The following is a 21935-nucleotide window of genomic DNA, read 5'->3' as shown; positions in this document are numbered from 1 at the left end:
AACGCATGAAACCATGGAGCAAGGCGAAGTCTGTTTCGTGGGGCACCCGCGGAACCGGCTTCGCCGGGCCGCTGGGTGCGCCCCCTTGAGGGGGAAGCGCCGCAGGCGCGCTTCGGGGGTGTCTATATCAATTCGCCAGCGAACCGTTGGCGGTATCGATATCCACAGCGCGAGAGTTGTTCACGTGCTGCGAAGCCTGGCGCAGGCTCATCACCCAGAGCCGGGCGTGGCGCTGCTCACGGCTTTCGAAGAGCTCCGCAAATCGCCGGATCGCGGGTTTTTCGATGGCGGCCATCGTCATCCAGTCGGTGCTTCTGAACGCCTCCGACGCCGTGCTCCGGCCAACCAGGGCGGGGCGCAAGGTCACGACCCATTCGGTGGGAATGCGCGGGTCGCCGTCCAGCATTCGCAGGGCGATCTTGGCGGCTCGGGGCGTGAGCGCGTCGATCTTCTGAACATGAAAATCCAGGTCCATGGCACCAGCCTTTCTCGGATACATGAAGATACACATGTATCTTAGTGTGTGCAAGCTGTCCGAAAGTATGCTTTTTCCCACCGGGCGCCGGCGAGCTCAGCCGCGTACCCAGTGCGTCACGGCATGGATGACCAACCCGACGAGCCCGCCAACGAGCGTGCCGTTGACGCGGATGAATTGCAGGTCGCGGCCGATGTGGCGTTCCAGTTCGTTGGTCATCTCGTTCGCGTTCCATTGTCCGACGCGTTCGATGATGTAGAGGCGGATGTCCTCCCTGTAGCGCTCGATGGCGAGCGGCGCGGCGGCTTCGATCTGCTCGTTGATCCAGCGGCGAAACTCGGCGTCGGCCTGCAGGCGCGTGCCTAGCGCGGCCGTCAGCCGGGCGATGCGGCGCCCGATGCTGGAGTCGGGGTGGCTGAGGTCGTCGTGCAGCCAGGCGAGCAATTCGTCCCATAGGCCGTGCAGGTAGTCGCCGAGTGCTGGGTGCGACATCAGCTCGGCACGGATCTCCTCGCCGCGTTGCCGGAATGCCGGATCGAGTTGCAGGCGCGCGATGAATCCCGCCATGGCGCTGTCGAATCGGGCGCGCAGCGGGTGGTCCGGTTCGGCGGCGATCTCGGCCAGGCTGGTGGCGACGGCAGACACCACTTTCTTCGTGCCGAGCCGCGCGGCCACCTGGTCGAGGCCGACGTAGCGCAGCGTCTTCACCTCGCGCGCGATCGCCTCGGTGATCTGCGCCTGCGCGGTCTCACCCTCGAGCAGTTCGGCAATCTGGGCCAGCGCATCGTTCAGCAATACCTGATGGCGGCCGCCCGCGGTCAATGCTTCAAGGGCCTGGCCGGCGGCGCGCGCGATGTCGATCTGGGCCAGCCCTGCCGTGGCCATGCGGCCGAGGAATTCGCGTACGCGGGCGTCGTCGAACGCAGTCAGCCCATAGCGCGTGGCCAGCACACCCCATTCGCCGAGCTTGTCGGCGCTTTCGGGCCGGGCCATCCACTCGGCCAGCCGGCCGGCCGCGTCGAACTCGCGCAGTTTGGCCAGCACCTGTTCCGTGCCGAGGAAGTTGTTGCAGATGAAGCCGGCCAGCTTGGCGCCGATGCGGTCCTTGTTGCTGGGAATGATGGCCGTGTGCGGTATCGGCAGTCCGAGCGGATGGCGAAACAGCGCGACCACCGCGAACCAGTCGGCAATGGCACCGACCATCGCCGCTTCGGCGAAGGCCGCGACGTAGCCCCACGCGCCCCATCCCGCATCGGGGTAGCGCGCGCCCATCGCACTGGACAGCGCATAGAGCAGCGCAGCGCCACACAACAAGGCCAGCGCGACGCGCTTCATCTATCCGATCGTCTTGGTGCTTGCCAGGCCCTGAAGGAACAGTTCGCAGCGGGCCAATTGGTCCAACGTCACGAACTCGTCGGGCTGGTGCGCCTGATGGATGCTGCCGGGCCCGCACACGACGGTCGGGATGCCGGCGTTCTTGAAGATACCGGCCTCGCTGCCGAACGCGATCTGCGTCACGCGCGATTCGCCCGACAGGCGTTGCGCCAGGCGCGTGACCGCGTCGTTGGCCGAACCCAGGAAGCTCGGAACTTCGCAAATCGTCTCGAAGGTGAAGCCGGCCTCGGGCGCGACCTTCTTCATCGACATCTCGGTCTTCGCGGCAAAGGCCAGCACCTCTTTCTGCATTTCTTGCGCGTCCGCCGTCGGCAGGTTGCGAAACTCGTAGCGAAACTCGGCATCGCGCGGCACCACGTTATCGGCCATGCCGCCATGGAACTGGCCCACGCTGGCCGTGCTGTAGGGCACATCGAAGCCTTCGTAGCGCGCTTCGTGCAGCTCGAAGCCTTCCGCCATGTCGCGCAGCTTGCCGATCACGCGGGCGCCCATCTCGATGGCATTGACCGAGTTCGGCGTCAACGACGAATGCGCCTCCTTGCCGCGCACGCAGCATTTGTAGCGGTATACGCCCTTGTGCGCGATGGCCGGCACCATGCCGGTCGGCTCGCCGACGATGCAGGCCAGCGGCTTGATGCCGGCGTCCTTCATGTCGGCGATCAATTCCTTCACGCCGAAGCAGCCGACCTCCTCGTCGTAGCTGAACGCAAAGTGCACTGCGAAGGGTGAAGCGCTTTCCACGAAGCGCTCGGCATTCGCAAGCGCGATGGCAATGAAGCTCTTCATGTCGGCCGAGCCGCGGCCATAGAGGCGCGGCACCGCGTGTTCGACTTCGCCATCGGCGGCCTCGCCGTCGGGCCAGGCTTGCACGATGGCCGAGAGCGGGTCGACGCTCCAGTTCTGACCGTCCCAAGGCACCGTATCGGTGTGACCCGAAATGATCACGCCCGCCGGCTTGCCCGCGCCCAGCGTGGCAAACAGGTTGGCCTTGTTGCGGTCGGCATTGCGCGTGATTCGGCTGCGCACGCCGATGCCGGCCAGGTGGTCGCGAATGAAGTCGATCAGTTCGAGATTGCTTTTGCTGCTGACCGTGTTCATCCGAACCAGGGCTTGCGCGATGTTCAGGCTTCGACTGGAGAGAACGTGTGACATGGGTTTATTCTCCCGGAAGCGCGTGCGGCGCGTCGAAGGAGGCAGTCAATGTCATCCCAAACCTGGAGGAGGCGTGCCACGAAAGAATCTGGCATGGGCAGATCGGTGGTCGCACATGGGCCGGCATGTTGTACGGGTGCTGACACATCGGGCGGTTAGGCTGGCGGTTTTCAACGGAGAGAGAAGGAACGAAACCATGCGCGCATTCCCATCCGGTCTTGTCGTCTCGCGCCCGGTGTCGATGGTCCTGTCAGCCGCAGCGCTGGCCGCACTCGGCGCCTGCACCATGCCCAGCACAGGCCCCAAGCCCCTGCTCACGCTCGACGGCCGTGCGCCACTGGTGGTGGCGCACCGCGGTGCCTCCGGCTACATCCCCGAGGAAACCATCGAGGCGTACACCCGCGCCATCGAACTCGGCGCGGACGTCATCGAGATGGACCTCGTCATGACGAAGGACGGCGTGCTCATCACGCGGCACGATCCAAACCTGGCCATCAACACCAACGTCGCCAGCAAGCCCGAGTTCGCCTCGCGCAGGAAGACGATGCAGGTCGACGGCGAAACCCAGACCGGCTGGTTCAGCCAGGACTTCACGCTGGCCGAGATCAAGACGCTCGGCGCGATCTCGACCGACCCCGAGCGCCCGCAGCAGTTCAACGGCCGCTACAAGATCCCGACCTTCCAGGAGATCATCGACCTGGCCGCCGCGAAGCAGAAGGAAACCGGCCGCCCCATCGCGATCTATCCGGAAACCAAGAACCCGACCTGGTTCCGCGACCTCGGCCTGCCGATGGAAGACAAGCTCATCGCCATGCTCGACAAGGCCGGCCTCAACAGCAAGGCGGCACCGGTGTTCGTGCAGTCCTTCGAGCCGGGCAGCCTCAAGTACATGAAGAGCAAGGGACTGAAGACGAAGCTGATCCAGCTCATCGATGGCGACGGCATCGACCCGAAGACCGGCGCCGTGACTTTCGCGGTGCCGTCCGACCGCCCCTACGAATGGACCAAGGCCGGCGACAAGCGCAACTTCGATGCGATGGTGACGCCGGCCGGCCTGGCCGAGATCGCGACCTACGCCGACGGCATCGGCCCGTGGAAGCGCTTCATCATCAGCACGAAGGGCACCATCGGCGCCGACGGCAAGCAGGTCGACATCAACGGCGACGGCAAGCTCAACGATGCCGATTCCACTTCGATCGCGCCCACGACGCTGGTGGCCGATGCGCACAAGGCCGGCTTGTTCGTCCATCCCTTCACTTTCCGCAACGAGAGCCGTCGCCTCGCCAGCGACTACAAGGGCGACCCGAAGAATGAATACCTCGCTTACTACCGGCTCGGCGTGGACGGCGTATTCACCGACTTCACCGACACGGCGCTGGCGGCTCGCGCGGCCTGGCTGAAGGAAACCGGCCGCTGAACGCGCGGCGAGGCGTCGCCGCGTAAATGGAGCAAGGCTTTGCGGGCATTCACCGCAAAGCCTAGACTGCATCCATCATGAAACTCATCGATTCCCTCGTCACCCAGGCGGCCGGCATCGCCGCGGTTCGACGCGACCTGCATGCCCATCCCGAACTCTGCTTTCATGAAGTGCGCACGGCCGACGTGGTCGCGGCCAAGCTCACCGAATGGGGCATTCCGATTCATCGTGGCCTCGGCACCACCGGCGTCGTCGGAATCGTGAAGAACGGCACCAGCGAGCGTGCCGTTGGCCTGCGCGCCGACATGGACGCGCTGCCCGTGACCGAACTCAACACCTTCGCGCACGCCAGCCAGCACCACGGCAAGATGCACGCGTGCGGCCACGACGGCCACACCGCGATGCTGCTTGCAGCGGCGCAACACCTCGCGAAAAACCGTAACTTCGACGGCACCGTGTACCTGATCTTCCAGCCGGCGGAAGAGGGTGGTGGCGGCGCGCGCGAGATGATCAAGGAAGGACTGTTCCAGCAGTTTCCGATGGAGGCCGTGTTCGGAATGCACAACTGGCCCGGCATGGAAGCCGGCCAGTTCGCGGTCAGCCCCGGCCCTGTCATGGCATCGAGCAACGAGTTCCGCATCGTCATCCGCGGCAAGGGCGGCCATGCAGCCTTGCCGCACACCGGCATCGACCCGGTGCCGATCGGCTGCGAGATGGTGCAAGCCTTCCAGACCATCCTCACGCGCAACAAGAAGCCGACCGACGCGGGCGTGATTTCGGTATCGATGTTCCATGCCGGCGAGGCGGTCAACGTGATCCCGAACACGGCCGAGTTGCGCGGCACCGTGCGCACCTTCACGCTGGAAGTCCTCGACCTCATCGAGTCGCGCATGAAGCAGATCGCCGAAGGCCTGTGCGCGGCGCACAACGCGGAATGCGACTTCGAGTTCATCCGCAACTACCCGCCCACCATCAACACGCCTGACGAAGCCAACTTCGCCCGTCGCGTGATGGCCGGGATCGTCGGCGAGGACAACGTGCTCCTTCAAGACCCGGCGATGACCGCCGAAGACTTCTCCTTCATGTTGCAAGCCAGGCCCGGCGCCTATGCCTTCATCGGCAACGGTGACGGTTCGCACCGTGCCGTGCACCATGGCGGCGGACCGTGCACGCTGCACAACGCAAGCTATGACTTCAACGATGAACTGATCCCGCTCGGGGCGACGTGCTGGGTGAGCCTGGCGGAGCAGTTCCTGAAGCCGGGTGGTGTCTCGGCATGATCGGGGTCGCCGAAGCCTTTTCCCCGACATACGCCGAAGCGCGCCAGAAGTTCCTGCAGGGCTGCGTTGCCGCGGGCCTCAAGGTCGATGCGCATCCGCATCCGCTCAAGGGCCGCAACGGCGAAGACTTGTCGATGGACGTCGCGCTCGATGGTTCGCCCGAGGCGACGCATTTGCTGATCGTCAGCAGCGCCTGCCACGGCATCGAAGGCCATTGCGGCAGCGGCGTGCAGACCTTCGCATTGAACGACACCGAGTGGCGCGAGAAGGCCGGCAAGGCCGGTGTCGCGGTGCTTTACGTGCATGCGCTCAATCCTCACGGTTTCTCGCACGGTCGGCGGGTGACGCAGGAGAACGTGGACCTGAACCGAAACTTCGTCGACTTCACGCGGCCGTTGCCGAAGAACGAGGGCTATGCGAAGTTGCATGCGCTGCTGTTGCCCGAAGCGTGGCCGCCATCGCCAAGGATCGAGGCCGGCATCGGCGCGTGGATCGAGAAGAACGGCCTTCCGGCCTACCAACTCGCGATCAGTGGCGGCCAGTACCAGTTCGACGACGGCTTGTTCTTCGGCGGCAAGGCCCCGACCTGGAGCAACAGCACCTTCCGCCAGGTGCTGCGCTCACAGGCGCAGAAGGCCCGAAAGCTCGCATGGATCGACCTGCACACGGGCCTGGGCCCGAACGGAATCGGCGAGCGCATCTTCGCCTGCCGGGACGACAAGGCCGCCTACGCCCGCGCCAATGCCTGGTGGGGCACGGAGAAGGCTCCGGTCACTTCGATCTATGACGGATCCTCGACCTCGGCCTTCCTCACCGGCCTGATGATGGAGGCGGTCTACGAGGAGTGTCCGCAAGCCGAGTTCACGTCGATCGCGCTGGAGTATGGCACCGTGCCGTTGCTCGATGTGATGGGCGCGCTGCGTGCGGATCACTGGCTGCATGCCCATCCCGACGCCGCGCCGGATTTGGCCGACGCGATCCACGCACGGATGATGGAAGCCTTCTATACCGACACCGACGCCTGGAAGGGCCAGGTCATCAGCCAGGCGCGGCAGGCGATGTTCCAGGCTGTGGATGGATTGACTTCTGGTTGAGGACCGGTCGTCATATCAGCTTTCCACCACGCAATCGCGTGACCTGGACGCATGAGACCAGGACGAGCACGGCGAAGCCTGTTCGTGGGCACCCGCGGAACCGGCTTTGCCGGGCCGCTGGGTGCGCCCCTCGAGGGGACTGGAGGCGGAGGCGCCGCAGGCGCATCGGGGGTGTTTCATTTCAGCTTTCCACCACGCAATTGCGTGACCTGGACGCAGGAGACCAGGACGAGCACGGCGAAGTCTGTTCGTGGGCGCCCGCGGAACCGGCTTTGCCGGGCCGCTGGGTGCGCCCCCTTGAGGGGGAGGCGCCGCAGGCGCTTCGGGGGTGTTTAATTCCTAGGTCCGGATCCGACCATCCCCGGTAATCATCGACAGTTCCACAAACTTCGAAGCGACGTGGTTCTTTGCCGAGAACGACACATCGAAACCCTCGAATTGCTGGCGCTCGATGCTCTCCAGGCCGGCGATCAGTCCTTCGCGCGTCGGCTTGCCGCTGGTGCGCTTCAAGCCCTCCGTCAGCACCTTGGCCGCCAGGTAGCCTTCCATGCTCGAGAAGTTGGCCTTGGTGTTGCCACCGCTCTTTCGCACCGCCTCGGTGAACTCGCGCGTGATTCCGTTGGCCGGGTTGTAGGGGGAGGGTACGACCTGCGACACCGCGACGCCCGCGCCTTCCTTTCCCAGTTCGTCCGCCAACGCCTGCGTCCCCACGAACGACACGTTGAAAAACGTGCCGCCATAGCCTGCCTTGCGCGCCTGCCGAATGAATGCCGCGCAGGCCTTGTAGGCGCCGATCTGCACGATCGCGTCCGGCTTTGCAGCGACGATCGTCTTCACGGCCGCCGCCACCTCCACCGAATTGCGTTCCACCGTTCCCAGCGCCAGCGGCTTCAACTCCTGATGCCCCAGCGCCAGCGACACGCCGTCGAGCCCGGCCTTGCCGTACGCGTCGTTCTGATAGAAAACCGCGATCTTCTTCAGGCCTAGGTACGTCAGCTGCCGCACGATCAGCGCCGTCTCGTCGTTGTACGACGCGCGCAGGTGGAACACGTTTTTCTGGAACGGTTCGCGCAAGGCCATGGCGCCCGTGAATGGCGCGACGAACGGTACCTTGTCCTTCACCGCCATCGGCAACGCAGCCAGGCTGGTCGGCGTGCCGATGTAGCCGAACAGCGCGAACACGTCGTCGTCGATCAGCTTGCGTGTGTTGAGCATCGTGCGGTCGGGCTCGTAGCCGTCGTCCAGGAAGCGCAACTCCACGTCGCGGCCGGGCTGGGCGTTGAAGATGTCCAGGTACAACTTGGCGCCCTGGTAGAACTGGATGCCCAACTGGGCCGCCGGACCCGTGAAAGGGGCCGACTGGCCCAGCACCACCGGCGTCTCGCTCTGGGCACGCGCGATCTGGAAGTTGCCGAGCGCCGCCGCGCCGGCTGCCGCAATTGAAAACTGTCTGCGATTCAACATCCGGGAACCCCTTTGCCCGCAAGGTGCGTGCACAACTAACTAGACTTGCCCGATGCTTGCTGCCCCGGTGCCTACTCAAAAACCCCTCGTCGCCACCGCCGTCGTGCGAGGCGCTTGCCCGCACGACTGCCCCGACACCTGCGCGCTCGTCACCACCGTGCAGGAAGGCGTCGCCGTCAAGCTGCAGGGCAACCCGGATCACCGCCACACCGCCGGCGTCCTGTGCACCAAGGTCTCGCGCTATATCGAACGCAACGACCATCCCGAGCGCCTCACGACCCCGCTGCGCCGAACCGGACCCAAAGGCTCCGGCCAGTTCCTGCCGGTCTCCTGGGATGAGGCGCTCGACGCGATCTCCGAGCGGCTGAAACAGGTGAAACAATTAGAAACTATTTTGCCTTATAGCTACGCCGGAACAATGGGGTTGGTGCAGGGCGAATCGATGGACCGTCGTTTTTTCAACAAGCTCGGCGCATCGTTTCTGGACCGCACCATCTGCTCGACCGCAGGGGGAGAGGCATTAAGTTTTACTTTGGGCGGCAAGGTCGGAATGCGGGTCGAATTCTTTGCGGAATCGAAGCTGATCCTGATCTGGGGTAGCAACTCGATCGGCAGCAACCTGCACTTCTGGCGGCATGCGCAAGCGGCCAAGCGCAACGGCGCGCGGCTCATCTGCATCGACCCGCGCAGGACCGAGACCGCGGACAAATGCGACGAGCACATCGCCTTGCTGCCGGGAACCGATGCCGCCCTCGCGCTTGCGCTGATGCACGAACTGATCGTGCACGACTGGCTCGACCTCGACTACATCGCCAACCACACGCTGGGCTGGGCGCAACTGCGCAAACGCGCGCTGCAGTGGCCGCCGTCGCGGGCCGCTGCGGTGTGTGGCGTGCCCGAGGCGCAGATCGTCGCGCTGGCGCAGGCCTATGGCACCACCACGCCGGCCGCCATCCGCATGAACTACGGCATGCAGCGTGTGCGCGGAGGCGGCAATGCGGCGCGCGCCATCGCCTGCCTGCCGGCGCTGACGGGCGCCTGGCGCCATCGCGCCGGTGGCGTGCTGCTGAGCGCGTCGGGTTTCTTCCCGGTCGATCGGGCCGCGCTGCAGCGGCCCGACCTGCTTGCGGGCCGCACGCCCCGCACCATCAACATGACCACGATCGGCGACGCCTTGCTCGACACCGTCAACCCGGTCGACGTGGTCGTGGTCTACAACAGCAACCCTCTCGCCATTGCACCCGACTCGAGCAAGGTGGCCGCCGGCTTCGCGCGTGAAGACCTGTTCACCGTGGTGCTCGAGCAGTTCCAGACCGACACCGCCGACTACGCCGACTATGTGCTGCCCGCCACCACGCAACTCGAGCACTGGGACATCCACACCAGCTACGGCCACACCGATGTGCTGCTCAACCGTCCGGCCGTGGCGCCGCGCGGCGAGGCGCGCAGCAACGCCTGGGTTTTCCGGGAGCTGGCGCGCCGCATGGGTTTCACCGAACCCTGCTTTGCCGATGACGATGAAACGCTGTGCAGGCAAGCCTTCGCGCCCGGGGTGATCGACTTCGACGAGCTGGAGACACAAGGTTTCACCAGCCTGAAACTGCCCGAGGCGCCGTTCGCGAACGGCGGCTTTCCGACACCATCGGGCCGGTGCGAATTCTTCAGCGAGCGGCTCGCCGCGACGGGGCAGGACGGCCTGCCCGACCATGTGCCCAACTACGAGCCCGCCGGCAGCTCGCGCGAGTTTCCGTTGGCGATGATCTCGCCGCCGGCGCGCAACTTCCTCAATTCGAGCTTCGTCAACGTGCGCAGCCTGCGCGCGATCGAAGGCGAGCCGCTGCTCGAGATTCACGCCGACGACGCGGCCGTGCGCGGCATCGAGGACGGTGCGACGGTGCGCGTCTTCAACTCGCGCGGCGAGTACCGCTGCCGCGCCGAGGTCTCGCGCCGCGCGCGGGCCGGCGTGGTGCATGGCCTTGGCATCTGGTGGCGCAAGCTCGGCCTGGACGGCACCAACGTGAACCAGCTCACCAGCCAGCGCCTCACCGACATCGGCCGCGGCCCGACCTTCTACGATTGCCTGGTGCAGGTCGAGCTCGACGGCAGCAGGAGCACCGCCGCATCATGACGCCCCGCCACAAGGCCGCATGGCTGCTGCTGGCCGTGACGTCCGGCACTTTGCTGTCGCTCTCGGGTTGCAGCAATCTGGGTTACTACTGGCAGTCGGCCAGTGGCCACCTCAACCTGATGCGTGCCGCCAGGCCGGTGCCGCAGTTGCTCGCCGACCCGGCCACGCCGGCCGCACTGCGCGACAAGCTGGCCCTCACCCAGCGCATGCGCCGTTTTGCCGTGACGGAACTCGGCCTGCCCGACAACGCGAGCTACACCGAATACGCCGACCTGCATCGGCCCACTGCCGTGTGGAACGTGGTGGCCGCGCCGCCGTACTCGCTCAAGCTCAAGACCTGGTGCTTCCCGGTGGCGGGCTGCGTCGGCTACCGGGGCTACTACAGCGACGCCGATGCGATCGCGGAGGCCGAAGCCCAGCGTGCGGAAGGCTTCGAGACCGGGGTGTATCCGGTGCCGGCCTACTCGACGCTGGGCTGGCTCAACTGGGCCGGCGGCGACCCGCTGCTGTCCACCTTCATCGGCTACCCCGAGGGTGAACTGGCCCGCCTCATATTCCACGAACTGGCCCACCAGGTGCTCTACGTGCCTGGCGACACCGCCTTCAACGAGTCCTATGCCACGGCGGTGGAACGCATCGGCGGCGCACTCTGGCTTGCCACCCAGGCCAGCGAGGCAGCGCGCCTCGAATACGCGCAGTTCGACCAGCGCCGCCGGCAGTTTCGCCAACTCACGCTGGACACGCGCCGGCAACTGGAGGAACTCTATGACTCCAGCGAAGCCGAGGCCCACGACTGGCAGGCGGTGGGCGCGGAGAAGAAGGTCGTGATGGACAATTTCCGCGCGCAATACGCTGCGTTGCGAGCCGGCTGGAGCGGTCCTCAGCAAGGTGCCTACGATCGCTGGGTTGCGCGCGCCAATAATGCGATATTCGGCGCGCAAGCGGTTTACGATGACCTTGTACCGGCATTCGAGGCGCTGTACGAACGCGAGGGCCGCGACTGGCGGCGCTTCCATGCGGCAGCCGCGAAACTTGCCGCCCTGCCAAAAGTCCAGCGGGAAGCGGCCTTGAAAAACATGACTCACGAGAACGGAAAGCCTGGTGTCTGATATCCACATAGAACGCAATCACACCCTGGGCATCGAGCGTGCCCGCGAGGTTGCGCGAGGTTGGCTCGAGTTGGTCGAGAGCGAATACGGCATGGACTGCAAGTATTCCGAAGGCTGGGTCAGCGACCTCGCCAAGTTCTCGCGCCCAGGCGCGGAAGGCACGCTGCGCGTGACCGAGGACAACTTCACGCTGCGCATGACGCTGGGCTTCCTGATGGAGTCTTACGCGAAGCAGATCAAGGAACACGTCACGCGCAACCTCGACGACCTGCTGGGCAAGGCCGACAAGTCGGGCTGAAAGTCGCGCCGCGATGTAGCCGTCGTCGAGCCTTTTTCTCGTTTGCAGCATGCCGGTGCCCTCCCTCGGTGGCCTCTGCATGCCAGCGCGTTGTTCCGGCAAGTGCGGGGACGATCGCCGGCCTCCCGCACATTCCGCACACTCGACCCATGCAAAGCACTGACTCATCGTCCATCGACGCGCCGGCCGCCGGCCCCCTGGCGGGGCTGCGCGTGGTCGAGTTGGGCCAACTCATCGCCGGGCCGTTCGCCGCCCGCACGCTGGCCGATTTCGGCGCCGAAGTCGTCAAGATCGAACCGCCCGGTACCGGCGACCCTCTGCGCCAATGGCGCATGCTGAAGGACGGTACCTCCGTCTGGTGGCAGGCGCAATCGCGCAACAAGCGCTCGCTGGCGCTGGACCTGCGCGAGCCGGAGGCGCAAGCCATCGTGCGGCAGCTCGCGACCGAGGCCGACGTGCTGGTCGAGAACTTCAGGCCCGGCGCGATGGAGGGCTGGGGCCTCGGCCCGGAGGTGCTGCATGCGCTGAATCCGTCCCTGGTCATGCTGCGCATCAGCGGCTATGGACAGACCGGTCCATACCGCGATCGACCCGGCTTCGGCGTGGTGGCCGAAGCCATGGGCGGCCTGCGCCACCTGACGGGTGAGCCGGGCCGGGTGCCGGTTCGCGTGGGCGTGTCGATCGGCGACACGCTGGCCTCGTTGCACGGCGTGATCGGCGTGCTGCTGGCATTGCAGCATCGCCACGCCACGACCAGCGCCGAGGTTCCGAAGGGCCGAGGCCAGGTCATCGACGTGGCGCTCTACGAGGCCGTATTCAACTGCATGGAAAGCCTGCTGCCCGAATACAGCGCGTTCGGCGCGGTGCGAGAGGCGGCCGGAAGCGCGTTGCCCGGCATCGCACCCACCAATGCCTACCGCTGCAGCGACGGCTATGCCATCGTGGCCGGCAACGGAGACAGCATCTTCCGCCGCCTGATGCAGTGCATCGGCCGCGCCGACCTCGCCGCCGATCCGGCGCTTGCGAGCAACGCGGGTCGCGTGGCACAGGTGGAGAAGATCGACGCGGCGATCGGCGACTGGGCCGCTTCGCGAACCGTGTCCGCGGTGCTGGCTTCACTCGAGGCAGCACAGGTGCCGGCCGGCCGCATCTACACGGTGGCCGACATTGCAGCCGATCCGCACTACGCCGCGCGCGGCATGCTGCAGCCGGCACGGCAGGCCGATGGCAGCACGCTCATGCTGCCGGGCTTCGTGCCGAAGCTGTCGCTGACGCCGGCCAGCCATCGCCGCGCTGCGCCGGCGTTGGGCGAAGACTCCGACGCAGTGCTGCGTGAGATGGGACTGAACGACGACCAGATCGCGACCTTGCGGTCACGCGGCATCGTCGGTTGACGGCGGATCGGCCGCTTGCTCAGCGCAGCGACTCGATCAGGTCGATGTAGCCCTGCCTCGCGTCGTCCGCGCTCATGCCTTTCCTGGCAGTCCATGCGTCCCACTTGGCGCGGGCCACGAAGTCGCTGAAAGCGGGCTTCTTCTCCGTGTTGTCGCCGACGGTGGCCTGCTTGAACAAGCCGTAGATTTTCAGCAGGGTCGGATTGTCGGGGCGTTCGGCGAGAAGTTTGGAATTGGCCTGGGCGGCTTCGAAGCGGGTCTGGAGGTCGGTCATGCAGCGCATTGTCTCAGCGTGCCGCACCGTTCTGCAGCGCGGTGCCGTCAGTCGCCAAGACCTGCGCGGGCCAACTCCACTTCCAGCCGCTCGCGCGCATCGATCGGCCGGATCGCCGCGGCCTTCTCATAGAGCCGGGTGGCCTCGGACAGTTGGCTGTCGCCTTCCAGCATGAGCAGTCCGCGGGCGTATTCCATCAGCGCCATGGCCGATTCGGGATGCAGTTCCAGGCCGCGCTCGAACAGCTGGAGGGCGGCATCGGCGCGCACGCCGTACGTCATGCGCGCGACGAGCGGCCCGACCTTGTCGATGACTTCCGCGTGAAAGACGCCCAGCGAGATGTGCGCGTCCGCGTGCTCGGGTTGCAGTTCGATCACGCGCTCCAGCATGTGCTTGATCTTGCTGCCCAAGCCCTGGGCCAGCGCCCGCGCGACGCTGATGCCCTGGCTGTAGCGGCCCAGCGCGTAAGCCTGCCAATAGAGCGCCTGGCAGTTGTCGGGCTCGTGCGCCAACTGGATCGCGGCACGATCGGCGACTTCGCGGAACAAGGCCAGCCGGATGCCTTCGCGCGGCTCCACGTAGTTGGCATAGATGGCCATGGCCTGGTTCGCCAACGTATGGCCCTCCTGCCCGTGCGCCAGGCCCAGGGCGGTTGCACGCTCGAAATCACCGCTGTGGTACAGCGCCCAGCCCTCGGCCAGCGGTCCCGGCACGGGCGGTTGCAAACCCTGGCCAGCATGCAGCCGCGCCCAGTGCAGGTGCAGGTTGCCGGCATCGAAGCGCGCGACATCGCTGTACGGCAACGGCGTCCATGGCCGCGCCATGGGCCCTGCGGGCGTCAGCAGCGGTTGCGCCCGGGTGTTGGCGGAGGGAGTGGTCAAGCTGTTACGGCCTCATCTTCGTCGGTGGCATAGGCATCGCTCAAAGTCAGAAGGTAGTTTCGCTGCACAGGGACCAGGTAGGGCGCCAGCAAGTGCAGCGTGTGCTGGCCGCCGCGCAACAATGCCGCCTGGGCATGGGTCGGCTCGAGTGCCTCGCGCGGATTGCGCACGTATTCGTAGCTGAGCCAGTACGTCAGCACCACGACCATGCTCCGCGACAGCGCCTCGACCTCGCGCAGGTCGATCTCCAGGTGGCCTGCACGCGCCATTCCGGCCAGCAGCGCGCGAATGGCACGCGCCTTGTTTTCGAGCACGAGCTGGAAGCGCGTCTCGAGCAGCCGGTTCTTGCTCAACAGGTCGTTCAGGTCCCGGTACAGGAAGCGATAGCGCCAGATCAATTCAAACAGGCTGTGCATGAAGAACCAGGCGTCCTCCACATCGTTCACGCCTTCACTGGCATGCAGCAACTCGTTCAGTTCGACTTCGTAGTCCTCGTACAGCCGGTTGATCAGCGCGTCCTTGGCCGGGTAGTGGTAGTACAGGTTGCCGGGGCTGATGTTGAGTTCGGCCGCGACGAGCGTTGTCGATACGTTCGGCTCGCCGAAACGGTTGAACAGGTCGAGCGATGCCTCGAGGATGCGTTGCGCGGTGCGGCGTGGCGCCTTCTTGGCCATGAACGTAGCCCCGGTATTAGTCTCTGGCGGACTCTAGCGCAAACCGCGGCACATGCGCCGCGGGCAACGTGTTGAAACGCGGGCGCGCACGCCGGGCTTCAGCTGGCGTTCAGCGTTCGGCGGCACCACCCCGGCCGACGCGCCGGCGCACGACTTTTTTCCCAGCCGCGGGTGGCGCCTTGCGGCTGGCCAACTCGGCCTCCAGTGCTTCCACGCGCGCCTTGAGCGCAGTCAGTTCGGTGGCGGAGGGCATGCCGAGCTTTTCGAGCGCGCGCGCAACGCGGTCTTCGAAGATGTTCTCGAGCTTGCCCCACTGGCCAACCGCCTTGGCACCGAATTCGCTGGCAAATCCGGCCATGCGGCTTTGCGCCTGTGCCAGAGTTTCCTCGGCGGCCTGCTGGGTTTTCTTCTGCAGGCCCGAGCCGTCCTTCACAAGCGCCTCGAACGCCTTGGCGCCCTCCTGTTGGGCCTTGGCGAAGGCGCCGAGGCCGGCCAGCCAGATTTGCTGGGCAGAGTCCTTGATGCTGTCGGCGCCCTTGGCACCGTCGTCGTCACCTTGCATGCCTCGCTTTGCCATCGTGCAACTCCTTGGTTCAAAAAATGTCGCCGACTCAACTCTCCTTGCCGACAGACACCGCATAGCCATGCTTCCTGAGCAGGGCATGCTGACGCGCCGTCGCCAGATCGGCGGCGACCATCGATTTGACCATCTCGTGCAACGAAATTTCAGGAATCCAGCCGAGATCCTCCTTCGCCATCGTGGCATCGCCGAGCAGGGTTTCGACCTCGGCTGGCCGGAAATATGCGGGATCGATCGAAACGAGCACATCGCCTTGCTTCAGGGCCGGTGCCGCGTCGCCGCAGATTTCGCGCACCACGGCCTTCTCCTCGACGCCGTTGCCGACGAAGTCGAGCGTGATTCCCAATTCGGAAGCAGCGATGCGAATGAAATCGCGCACGCTGTATTGCACGCCGGTGGCGATGACGTAGTCCTTGGCTGCGGCCTGCTGCAGCATCATCCATTGCATGCGGACATAGTCCTTCGCATGCCCCCAGTCGCGCAGCGCGCTGAGGTTGCCCATGAAGAGCTGGCCTTCAAGGCCTTGCGCGATGTTGCAGAGGCCGCGCGTGATCTTCCGGGTCACGAAGGTCTCGCCGCGTCGCTCGCTCTCATGGTTGAAAAGAATCCCGTTGCATGCGTACATGCCGTACGCCTCCCGGTAGTTCTTGGTGATCCAGTAGGCATACAGCTTGGCTACACCGTAGGGGCTGCGCGGATAGAACGGCGTCGATTCGCGCTGCGGAATCTCCTGGACCAGGCCGTACAACTCGCTGGTGCTGGCCTGGTAGAAGCGGGTCTTGTCCTGCAGCCCGAGCAACCGGATGGCCTCGAGCAAGCGCAGCGTGCCGATCGCGTCCACGTCGGCCGTGTATTCGGGGGCCTCGAAACTCACGGCCACGTGGCTTTGCGCACCAAGGTTGTAGATCTCGTCCGGCTGCACCTGTTGCACGATCCGCGTCAGGTTGCTGGTATCCGTCAGGTCGCCGTAATGCAGATGGAGCGTGCGATCGGCCGCGTGCGGGTCCTGGTACAGGTGGTCGATGCGTTGCGTGTTGAACGACGAGGCTCTGCGTTTGAGGCCGTGTACTTCGTACCCCTTTTCGAGCAGGAATTCTGCGAGATATGAACCGTCTTGCCCGGTGATGCCCGTAATGAGCGCCTTCTTGACTGTCATGTAGCGCTGACTTTCTTCATTTGCGTGACGCGGCCGTAGGTGTCGTCGAAGCGGACGATGTCGTCTTCTCCAAGGTAGCTGCCGGACTGGACTTCGATCACTTCCAGCATGGTCTTGCCGGGATTCTCGAGTCGGTGGACCACGCCCAGCGGGATGTAGACCGACTCGTTTTCGCGCAGCAGCGTGGTTTCGTCATCACGCGTGACGAGTGCGGTGCCCTTGACGACGACCCAGTGTTCGGCGCGGTGATAGTGCATTTGCAAGGACAGCTTGGCGCCCGGCTTCACGGTCAGGCGCTTGACCTGGAAGCGTTCGCCCGAATCGATGCTGTCAAAGGCGCCCCATGGCCGGGCCACGCGGCGGTGCTCGGTGGCCTCGGCATGGCCGGACCTCGTCAGCAGTCCGACAACTTCCTTGACTTGCTCGAGAGAATCGACGTGCGCGACCAACACCGCGTCCTGCGTGTCGACGATGACCAGGTCTTCAGTCCCGAGCGCAACGACCGGCCGCAGGGGCGCATGCACGAAGGTATTGCGCGCGTCGAGTACCGTCGCCTTGCCGCTGAGCCGGTTGCCGTCCTTGTCGGATTCGTGCATGGCGGCGACGGCGCCCCAGCTTCCCACGTCGCTCCATGCGCCGGAGAACGGAACCACGGCTGTCTTGCTGTGTTTCTCGAGCACGGCGTAGTCGATGCTCTCGCTGCGGCAGGATTCGAAGGCTGCACGGTCAATCCGCAGGAAGCTGCCATCGAGCTTGCAATCGGCCGTGGCCCGGCGGCAAGTGGCCAAAATGTCGGGGGCCCAGGTTTCGAGCGCATCGATGAGCGCCTGGGCCTGGGCCAGCAGGATCCCCGAATTCCAGAGCATGCCGCCTTGCAGGAGCATGCGTTGGGCTTCGATCAGATTCGGCTTCTCGTGAAAGTGGGCGACCAGGTGGCCCGACGCAATTCCGGCCTTGTCCGCCAGGCTCTCCCCCGGTTCGATGTAGCCATAGCCGGTGCTTGGAAAGGTTGGCGTGACGCCGAAGGTGACGAGGTACCCGGCAGCCGCTGCGTCAAGGCCTTGTGCGACCGTCCGGCCAAAGAGTTCGGTGTCGGGAATGTGATGGTCGGCCGGCGCCAGCAGCAGGATATCGTCGGGCGCCGCAAGTAGCGCCGCCACCGCGACCGCTGCTGCGGTACCCCGCGCCAGCGGCTCCAGGATCTGGCGGCCCGGGATGCCAATCGATTCCATGGATTCCTGCAGAAGGAAGCGATGGTCTTCGGCACCGATGCAGGTCACCGGCGTGCCCCACTGGGAAAGGCGGGCCAGGCTCAACTGGAGCAGGCTCTTGCCGTCGACCAGCGGCGCAAACTGCTTGGGCAAGGCCTTCCGGGACAGCGGCCACAGGCGGGTGCCGCTGCCCCCGCACAGGACCACGGGGTGTATCGATGCGGTCATGGTGATATGCGCCCGGTTGGGACGGCGGGCTTCAAAACGCTCATCGGATCCTCACTGACGCGGCGGCGTCACAATTAGACACAAAGCAAACAGGTACGAATGTAAGGCGAGGGAATTCCCCGCAGTTTCATGCGTGCTACTCGGCTGCCAAGTTTGCCGCATAGTCTCCAGGAATCCGTCATCACCGAGCCGGCTATGAAGCCGTACTACCTTGGAGGTAGATGCTGCACTATGGTGCATCAATGCGATTGGCATAATTACCAGCTTTGCCACGTCCGGTGGCGATTTCAAGGCAGCGGGGACCCCATGATCCTGGTTACAGGCGGCGCCGGCTTTATCGGCGCCAATTTCGTTCTTGACTGGCTCGCGCGAAGCGATGAAGCAGTCATCAACCTCGACAAACTCACTTACGCCGGCAACCTCGAAACACTGGCTTCGCTCAACGGCAACGCCGGCCACGTTTTCATCCAGGGCGATATCGGCGACAGTGCGCTCGTCGATCGATTGCTCGCTGAGAACAAGCCTCGTGCCGTAGTCAACTTCGCGGCCGAGTCGCATGTCGATCGGTCGATCCACGGCCCCGAGGACTTCGTGCAGACCAACGTGCTGGGCACGTTCCGCCTGCTCGAATCGGTCCGTGGCTACTGGGGCGCGTTGCCGGCCAGCGAGAAGCAGCAATTTCGATTCCTGCACGTGTCGACCGACGAGGTCTACGGATCCTTGTCTGCGACCGATCCGGCATTCACCGAAGACAACAAGTACGAGCCGAACAGCCCGTATTCGGCCAGCAAGGCCGCCAGCGACCACCTGGTGCGGGCCTGGCATCACACCTACGGCCTGCCGGTGGTCACGACCAATTGCTCGAATAACTACGGGCCGTTTCATTTCCCGGAAAAGCTGATCCCGCTGATGATCGTCAACGCGCTTGCCGGCAAGCCACTGCCGGTCTATGGCGACGGCATGCAGGTGCGCGACTGGCTCTACGTGAAGGACCACTGCAGTGCGATCCGCCGCGTGCTCGAGGCGGGCCGGCTCGGCGAGACCTACAACGTCGGCGGCTGGAACGAGAAACCCAACATCGAGATCGTCAACACCGTGTGTGCCTTGCTGGACGAACTCCAGCCGCGGGCCGATGGCAAGAAGTACAGCGAGCAGATCACCTACGTGACCGATCGTCCGGGGCACGATCGGCGCTACGCGATCGATGCGCGCAAACTGGAGCGCGAATTGGGGTGGAAGCCCGCGGAAACCTTCGACACCGGGATCCGCAAGACGGTCGAGTGGTACCTGGCCCATGGGGATTGGGTGCGCAACGTGCAAAGCGGTGCGTACCGCGAATGGGTCGAAAAGCAATACGACGCAGCGCAGGCGAAGGTTCCGGCATGAAGTTGCTTCTGTTGGGCAGGGGAGGGCAGGTCGGCTGGGAATTGCAGCGCAGCCTGGCACCCCTGGGCGAGGTGGTGGCGCTCGACCCCGACAGTACCGATTTCAAGGCTGACTTCAGCCGGCCGGAGGAATTGGCTGAGACCGTCTTCAAGGTGCGGCCAGACGTCATCGTCAATTCTGCTGCGCACACCGCGGTCGACAAGGCAGAAAGCGAACCCGACTTTGCGCGCAAGCTGAACGCAACGTCGCCTGGCGTGATCGCCAAGGCTGCACAAGAGATTGGTGCGCTGATGGTGCATTACTCCACCGACTACGTCTTCGATGGCAGTGGCAGCAAGGCCTGGTGCGAAGACGACCCGACCGGCCCGCTGAGCGTGTACGGGAAAACCAAGCTCGAAGGCGAACAGCTGGTGGCAGAGCATTGCGCGCGGCACCTGATCTTTCGCACCAGCTGGGTCTACGCGGCGCGGGGCGGCAACTTTGCCAAGACCATGCTGCGCCTCGCGAAGGAACGCGAGCGCCTCACGGTGATCGACGACCAGTTCGGCGCGCCGACCGGCGCAGAACTGCTCGCCGACGTGACGGCCCATGCCATCCGAGCCACACTGCGCGAGCCCTCGAAGGCGGGTCTCTATCACCTGGTTGCGGGTGGCGAAACCACGTGGCATGGCTATGCGCGCTTCGTGCTGGAGCAGGCCCGTGCCGCCGGCGTCGAACTCAAGGCCGGCCCTGAAGCGGTCGACCCGGTGCCGACCAGTGCATTTCCGACACCGGCGACCCGTCCAAACAACTCACGACTGAACACGAGCAAGTTGCAGGCGGCCTTTGGCCTGGCCTTGCCGCACTGGCAGGCCGGCGTGGCCCGCATGTTGCGTGAAACCCTCTGATCGACAACTACAAAAGACATGACCAATCGCAAAGGCATCATCCTCGCAGGCGGCTCGGGCACGCGCCTGCATCCCGCCACGCTCGCGCTCAGCAAGCAACTGCTGCCGGTGTACGACAAGCCGATGATCTATTACCCGCTCAGCACGCTGATGCTCGGCGGCATGCGGGACATCCTGATCATCAGCACGCCGCAGGACACGCCGCGCTTCCAGCAGCTGCTCGGCGATGGCAGCCAGTGGGGCATCAACCTGCAATACGCGGTGCAGCCGAGTCCGGATGGCTTGGCGCAGGCCTTCATCATTGGCGACAAATTCGTCGGCAACTCGACGAGCGCGCTCGTGCTCGGCGACAACATCTTCTACGGCCATGACTTCGAGAACCTGCTGACCAGCGCAGACGAGCAGACGAATGGCGCGACCGTTTTCGCGTATCACGTGCACGACCCGGAGCGTTACGGCGTCGTGGCATTCGATGACGCCGGTAAGGCCAGCAGCATCGAGGAAAAGCCTCTCAAGCCCAAGAGCAGCTATGCCGTGACGGGCTTGTACTTCTACGACAAGCAAGTCGTGGACATTGCCAAGGCGGTCAAGCCGAGTGCGCGCGGCGAGCTCGAGATCACGGCTGTGAACCAAGCCTACCTGGATATGGGCAGCCTGAACGTGCAGATCATGCAGCGCGGCTACGCATGGCTCGACACAGGAACGCATGAGAGCCTGCTGGAGGCTGCGCAATTCATCCAGACGTTGGAGCATCGGCAGGGGCTGAAGATCGCTTGCCCCGAGGAAATCGCGTGGCGACGGGGCTTCATCGATCGGGAGCAACTTGCCAAATTGGCTGCGCCGCTGCAGAAGAATGGATACGGAAAGTATCTGAATCATCTGCTGGCAGAGGGGGTGCGCGCGTGAAGGCAACGCCTACTGAGATCCCGGATGTGATGGTCATTGAGCCAAAGGTATTCGGCGATGCGCGGGGCTTCTTCTTTGAGAGTTTCAATCAGAAGCTGTTCGACGAGGCCATCGGAAAGCATGTCGAGTTTGTTCAGGACAACCACTCTCGGTCCGCCAAAGGCGTACTACGCGGGTTGCACTATCAGATTCAACAGCCACAAGGAAAGCTGGTACGCGTGACGCGTGGAGCCGTATTTGATGTTGCCGTGGACATACGCAAGTCATCACCAACCTTTGGGCGTTGGGTGGGCGTCGAACTCTCCGCCGAAAATAACAAGCAGCTTTGGATGCCAATTGGATTCGCGCATGGGTTCCTGGTATTGAGTGAATCTGCTGATTTTCTGTACAAGACTACGGATTACTACGCGCCAGCGCACGAGCGGTCGATCATCTGGAACGACGCACATATTGCAATAAAGTGGCCAAGCCTCTCGGAGCCTCCGACACTCTCCGTCAAGGATCAAGGTGGGTCGGGGCTGAATCAATCTCAAGTATTTGATTGAA

The 21935-nt window shown here is 64.6% G+C and carries 21 protein-coding genes; 11 read left to right on the top strand and 10 right to left on the bottom strand.

Annotated elements, in window-relative coordinates; all coding sequences use genetic code 11:
- Nucleotides 1–127 precede the first annotated feature (127 nt).
- The 3 genes from WKW80_RS18625 to argE form a co-directional block, all read right to left on the bottom strand.
- Nucleotides 128–475, bottom strand: coding sequence for a hypothetical protein (locus WKW80_RS18625; protein ID WP_340365052.1), 348 nt, complete (start codon nt 473–475; stop codon nt 128–130).
- A gap of 96 nt (nt 476–571) precedes the next feature.
- Nucleotides 572–1810, bottom strand: a complete 1239-nt coding sequence (locus WKW80_RS18620) for a DUF445 domain-containing protein (protein WP_340365051.1) — start codon at nt 1808–1810, stop codon at nt 572–574.
- Nucleotides 1811–3022 carry an acetylornithine deacetylase gene (gene argE / locus WKW80_RS18615; RefSeq protein ID WP_340365050.1) on the bottom strand — a complete coding sequence of 404 codons (1212 nt, stop codon included), beginning with the start codon at nt 3020–3022 and terminating at the stop codon, nt 1811–1813.
- A 241-nt stretch (nt 3023–3263) separates the two neighbouring features.
- On the opposite strand from argE, the gene WKW80_RS18610 reads away from it, so the two are divergent.
- From WKW80_RS18610 to WKW80_RS18600, 3 genes are all read left to right on the top strand, one after another.
- The gene (locus WKW80_RS18610; protein ID WP_340365153.1) at nt 3264–4439 is read left to right on the top strand and encodes a glycerophosphodiester phosphodiesterase; all 1176 of its coding nucleotides are present in this window, start codon (nt 3264–3266) and stop codon (nt 4437–4439) included.
- A gap of 77 nt (nt 4440–4516) precedes the next feature.
- The gene (locus WKW80_RS18605; protein WP_340365049.1) at nt 4517–5719 is read left to right on the top strand and encodes a M20 aminoacylase family protein; all 1203 of its coding nucleotides are present in this window, start codon (nt 4517–4519) and stop codon (nt 5717–5719) included.
- Nucleotides 5716–6813: a M14 family metallopeptidase gene (locus tag WKW80_RS18600; RefSeq protein ID WP_340365048.1), complete on the top strand. Its 1098-nt coding sequence runs from the start codon at nt 5716–5718 to the stop codon at nt 6811–6813. The genes WKW80_RS18605 and WKW80_RS18600 overlap by 4 nt, the downstream gene beginning before the upstream one ends.
- A 339-nt stretch (nt 6814–7152) precedes the next feature.
- On the opposite strand, the gene WKW80_RS18595 is transcribed toward WKW80_RS18600, so the two are convergent.
- The gene (locus tag WKW80_RS18595) at nt 7153–8277 is read right to left on the bottom strand and encodes an ABC transporter substrate-binding protein (protein ID WP_340365047.1); all 1125 of its coding nucleotides are present in this window, start codon (nt 8275–8277) and stop codon (nt 7153–7155) included.
- A 52-nt stretch (nt 8278–8329) separates the two neighbouring features.
- On the opposite strand from WKW80_RS18595, the gene WKW80_RS18590 reads away from it, so the two are divergent.
- The 4 genes from WKW80_RS18590 to WKW80_RS18575 all read left to right on the top strand — a co-directional run bounded on the left by WKW80_RS18590 (nt 8330) and on the right by WKW80_RS18575 (nt 13206).
- A complete protein-coding gene (locus WKW80_RS18590; RefSeq protein ID WP_340365046.1) occupies nt 8330–10405 on the top strand; it encodes a molybdopterin-containing oxidoreductase family protein in 2076 nt (691 codons plus the stop codon).
- A complete protein-coding gene (locus WKW80_RS18585; protein WP_340365045.1) occupies nt 10402–11514 on the top strand; it encodes an aminopeptidase in 1113 nt (370 codons plus the stop codon). Before WKW80_RS18590 ends, WKW80_RS18585 begins: the two co-directional genes overlap by 4 nt.
- A complete protein-coding gene (locus tag WKW80_RS18580; RefSeq protein WP_340365044.1) occupies nt 11507–11812 on the top strand; it encodes a polyhydroxyalkanoic acid system family protein in 306 nt (101 codons plus the stop codon). Before WKW80_RS18585 ends, WKW80_RS18580 begins: the two co-directional genes overlap by 8 nt.
- A 149-nt stretch (nt 11813–11961) precedes the next feature.
- A complete protein-coding gene (locus WKW80_RS18575) occupies nt 11962–13206 on the top strand; it encodes a CaiB/BaiF CoA transferase family protein (RefSeq protein WP_340365043.1) in 1245 nt (414 codons plus the stop codon).
- Nucleotides 13207–13225: 19 nt separating this feature from the next.
- Here the strand turns inward: WKW80_RS18575 and WKW80_RS18570 are convergent, their stop codons facing one another.
- From WKW80_RS18570 to WKW80_RS18545, 6 genes are all read right to left on the bottom strand, one after another.
- Complete coding sequence (locus tag WKW80_RS18570) at nt 13226–13480, bottom strand: acyl-CoA-binding protein (RefSeq protein ID WP_340365042.1); 255 nt, start codon at nt 13478–13480, stop codon at nt 13226–13228.
- Between the two features lie 47 nt (nt 13481–13527).
- Nucleotides 13528–14304, bottom strand: coding sequence for a tetratricopeptide repeat protein (locus WKW80_RS18565; RefSeq protein WP_340365152.1), 777 nt, complete (start codon nt 14302–14304; stop codon nt 13528–13530).
- 53 nt (nt 14305–14357) lie between these two features.
- Entirely contained in the window at nt 14358–15035 is a 678-nt protein-coding gene (locus tag WKW80_RS18560) for a TetR/AcrR family transcriptional regulator (RefSeq protein ID WP_340365041.1), read from the bottom strand.
- 109 nt (nt 15036–15144) lie between these two features.
- Nucleotides 15145–15612, bottom strand: coding sequence for a phasin family protein (locus WKW80_RS18555; RefSeq protein WP_340365040.1), 468 nt, complete (start codon nt 15610–15612; stop codon nt 15145–15147).
- A 34-nt stretch (nt 15613–15646) separates the two neighbouring features.
- The gene (gmd, locus tag WKW80_RS18550; protein ID WP_340365039.1) at nt 15647–16771 is read right to left on the bottom strand and encodes a GDP-mannose 4,6-dehydratase; all 1125 of its coding nucleotides are present in this window, start codon (nt 16769–16771) and stop codon (nt 15647–15649) included.
- Nucleotides 16768–18210, bottom strand: coding sequence for a mannose-1-phosphate guanylyltransferase/mannose-6-phosphate isomerase (locus tag WKW80_RS18545; protein ID WP_340365038.1), 1443 nt, complete (start codon nt 18208–18210; stop codon nt 16768–16770). Before WKW80_RS18545 ends, gmd begins: the two co-directional genes overlap by 4 nt.
- Before the next feature lie 306 nt (nt 18211–18516).
- Here WKW80_RS18545 and rfbB point away from each other — a divergent pair, with 306 nt between their 5' ends.
- The 4 genes from rfbB to rfbC are packed head-to-tail and all read left to right on the top strand — an operon-like array spanning nt 18517 to nt 21934.
- Nucleotides 18517–19596, top strand: coding sequence for a dTDP-glucose 4,6-dehydratase (gene rfbB / locus WKW80_RS18540; RefSeq protein ID WP_340365037.1), 1080 nt, complete (start codon nt 18517–18519; stop codon nt 19594–19596).
- Nucleotides 19593–20483 (top strand): dTDP-4-dehydrorhamnose reductase, encoded by an 891-nt coding sequence (gene rfbD / locus WKW80_RS18535; RefSeq protein WP_340365036.1) that lies wholly within the window; start codon nt 19593–19595, stop codon nt 20481–20483. The genes rfbB and rfbD overlap by 4 nt, the downstream gene beginning before the upstream one ends.
- 18 nt (nt 20484–20501) lie before the next feature.
- Complete coding sequence (gene rfbA / locus WKW80_RS18530; RefSeq protein ID WP_340365035.1) at nt 20502–21389, top strand: glucose-1-phosphate thymidylyltransferase RfbA; 888 nt, start codon at nt 20502–20504, stop codon at nt 21387–21389.
- A complete protein-coding gene (rfbC, locus tag WKW80_RS18525) occupies nt 21386–21934 on the top strand; it encodes a dTDP-4-dehydrorhamnose 3,5-epimerase (RefSeq protein ID WP_340365034.1) in 549 nt (182 codons plus the stop codon). Before rfbA ends, rfbC begins: the two co-directional genes overlap by 4 nt.
- Nucleotide 21935: the final 1 nt, after the last annotated feature.

The organism is Variovorax humicola (assembly GCF_037889915.1).
GTDB lineage: Bacteria > Pseudomonadota > Gammaproteobacteria > Burkholderiales > Burkholderiaceae_C > Variovorax > Variovorax humicola.
The sequence above is the reverse complement of the archived record's forward strand: the minus strand, read 5'-3'. Positions and strand labels throughout refer to the sequence as shown.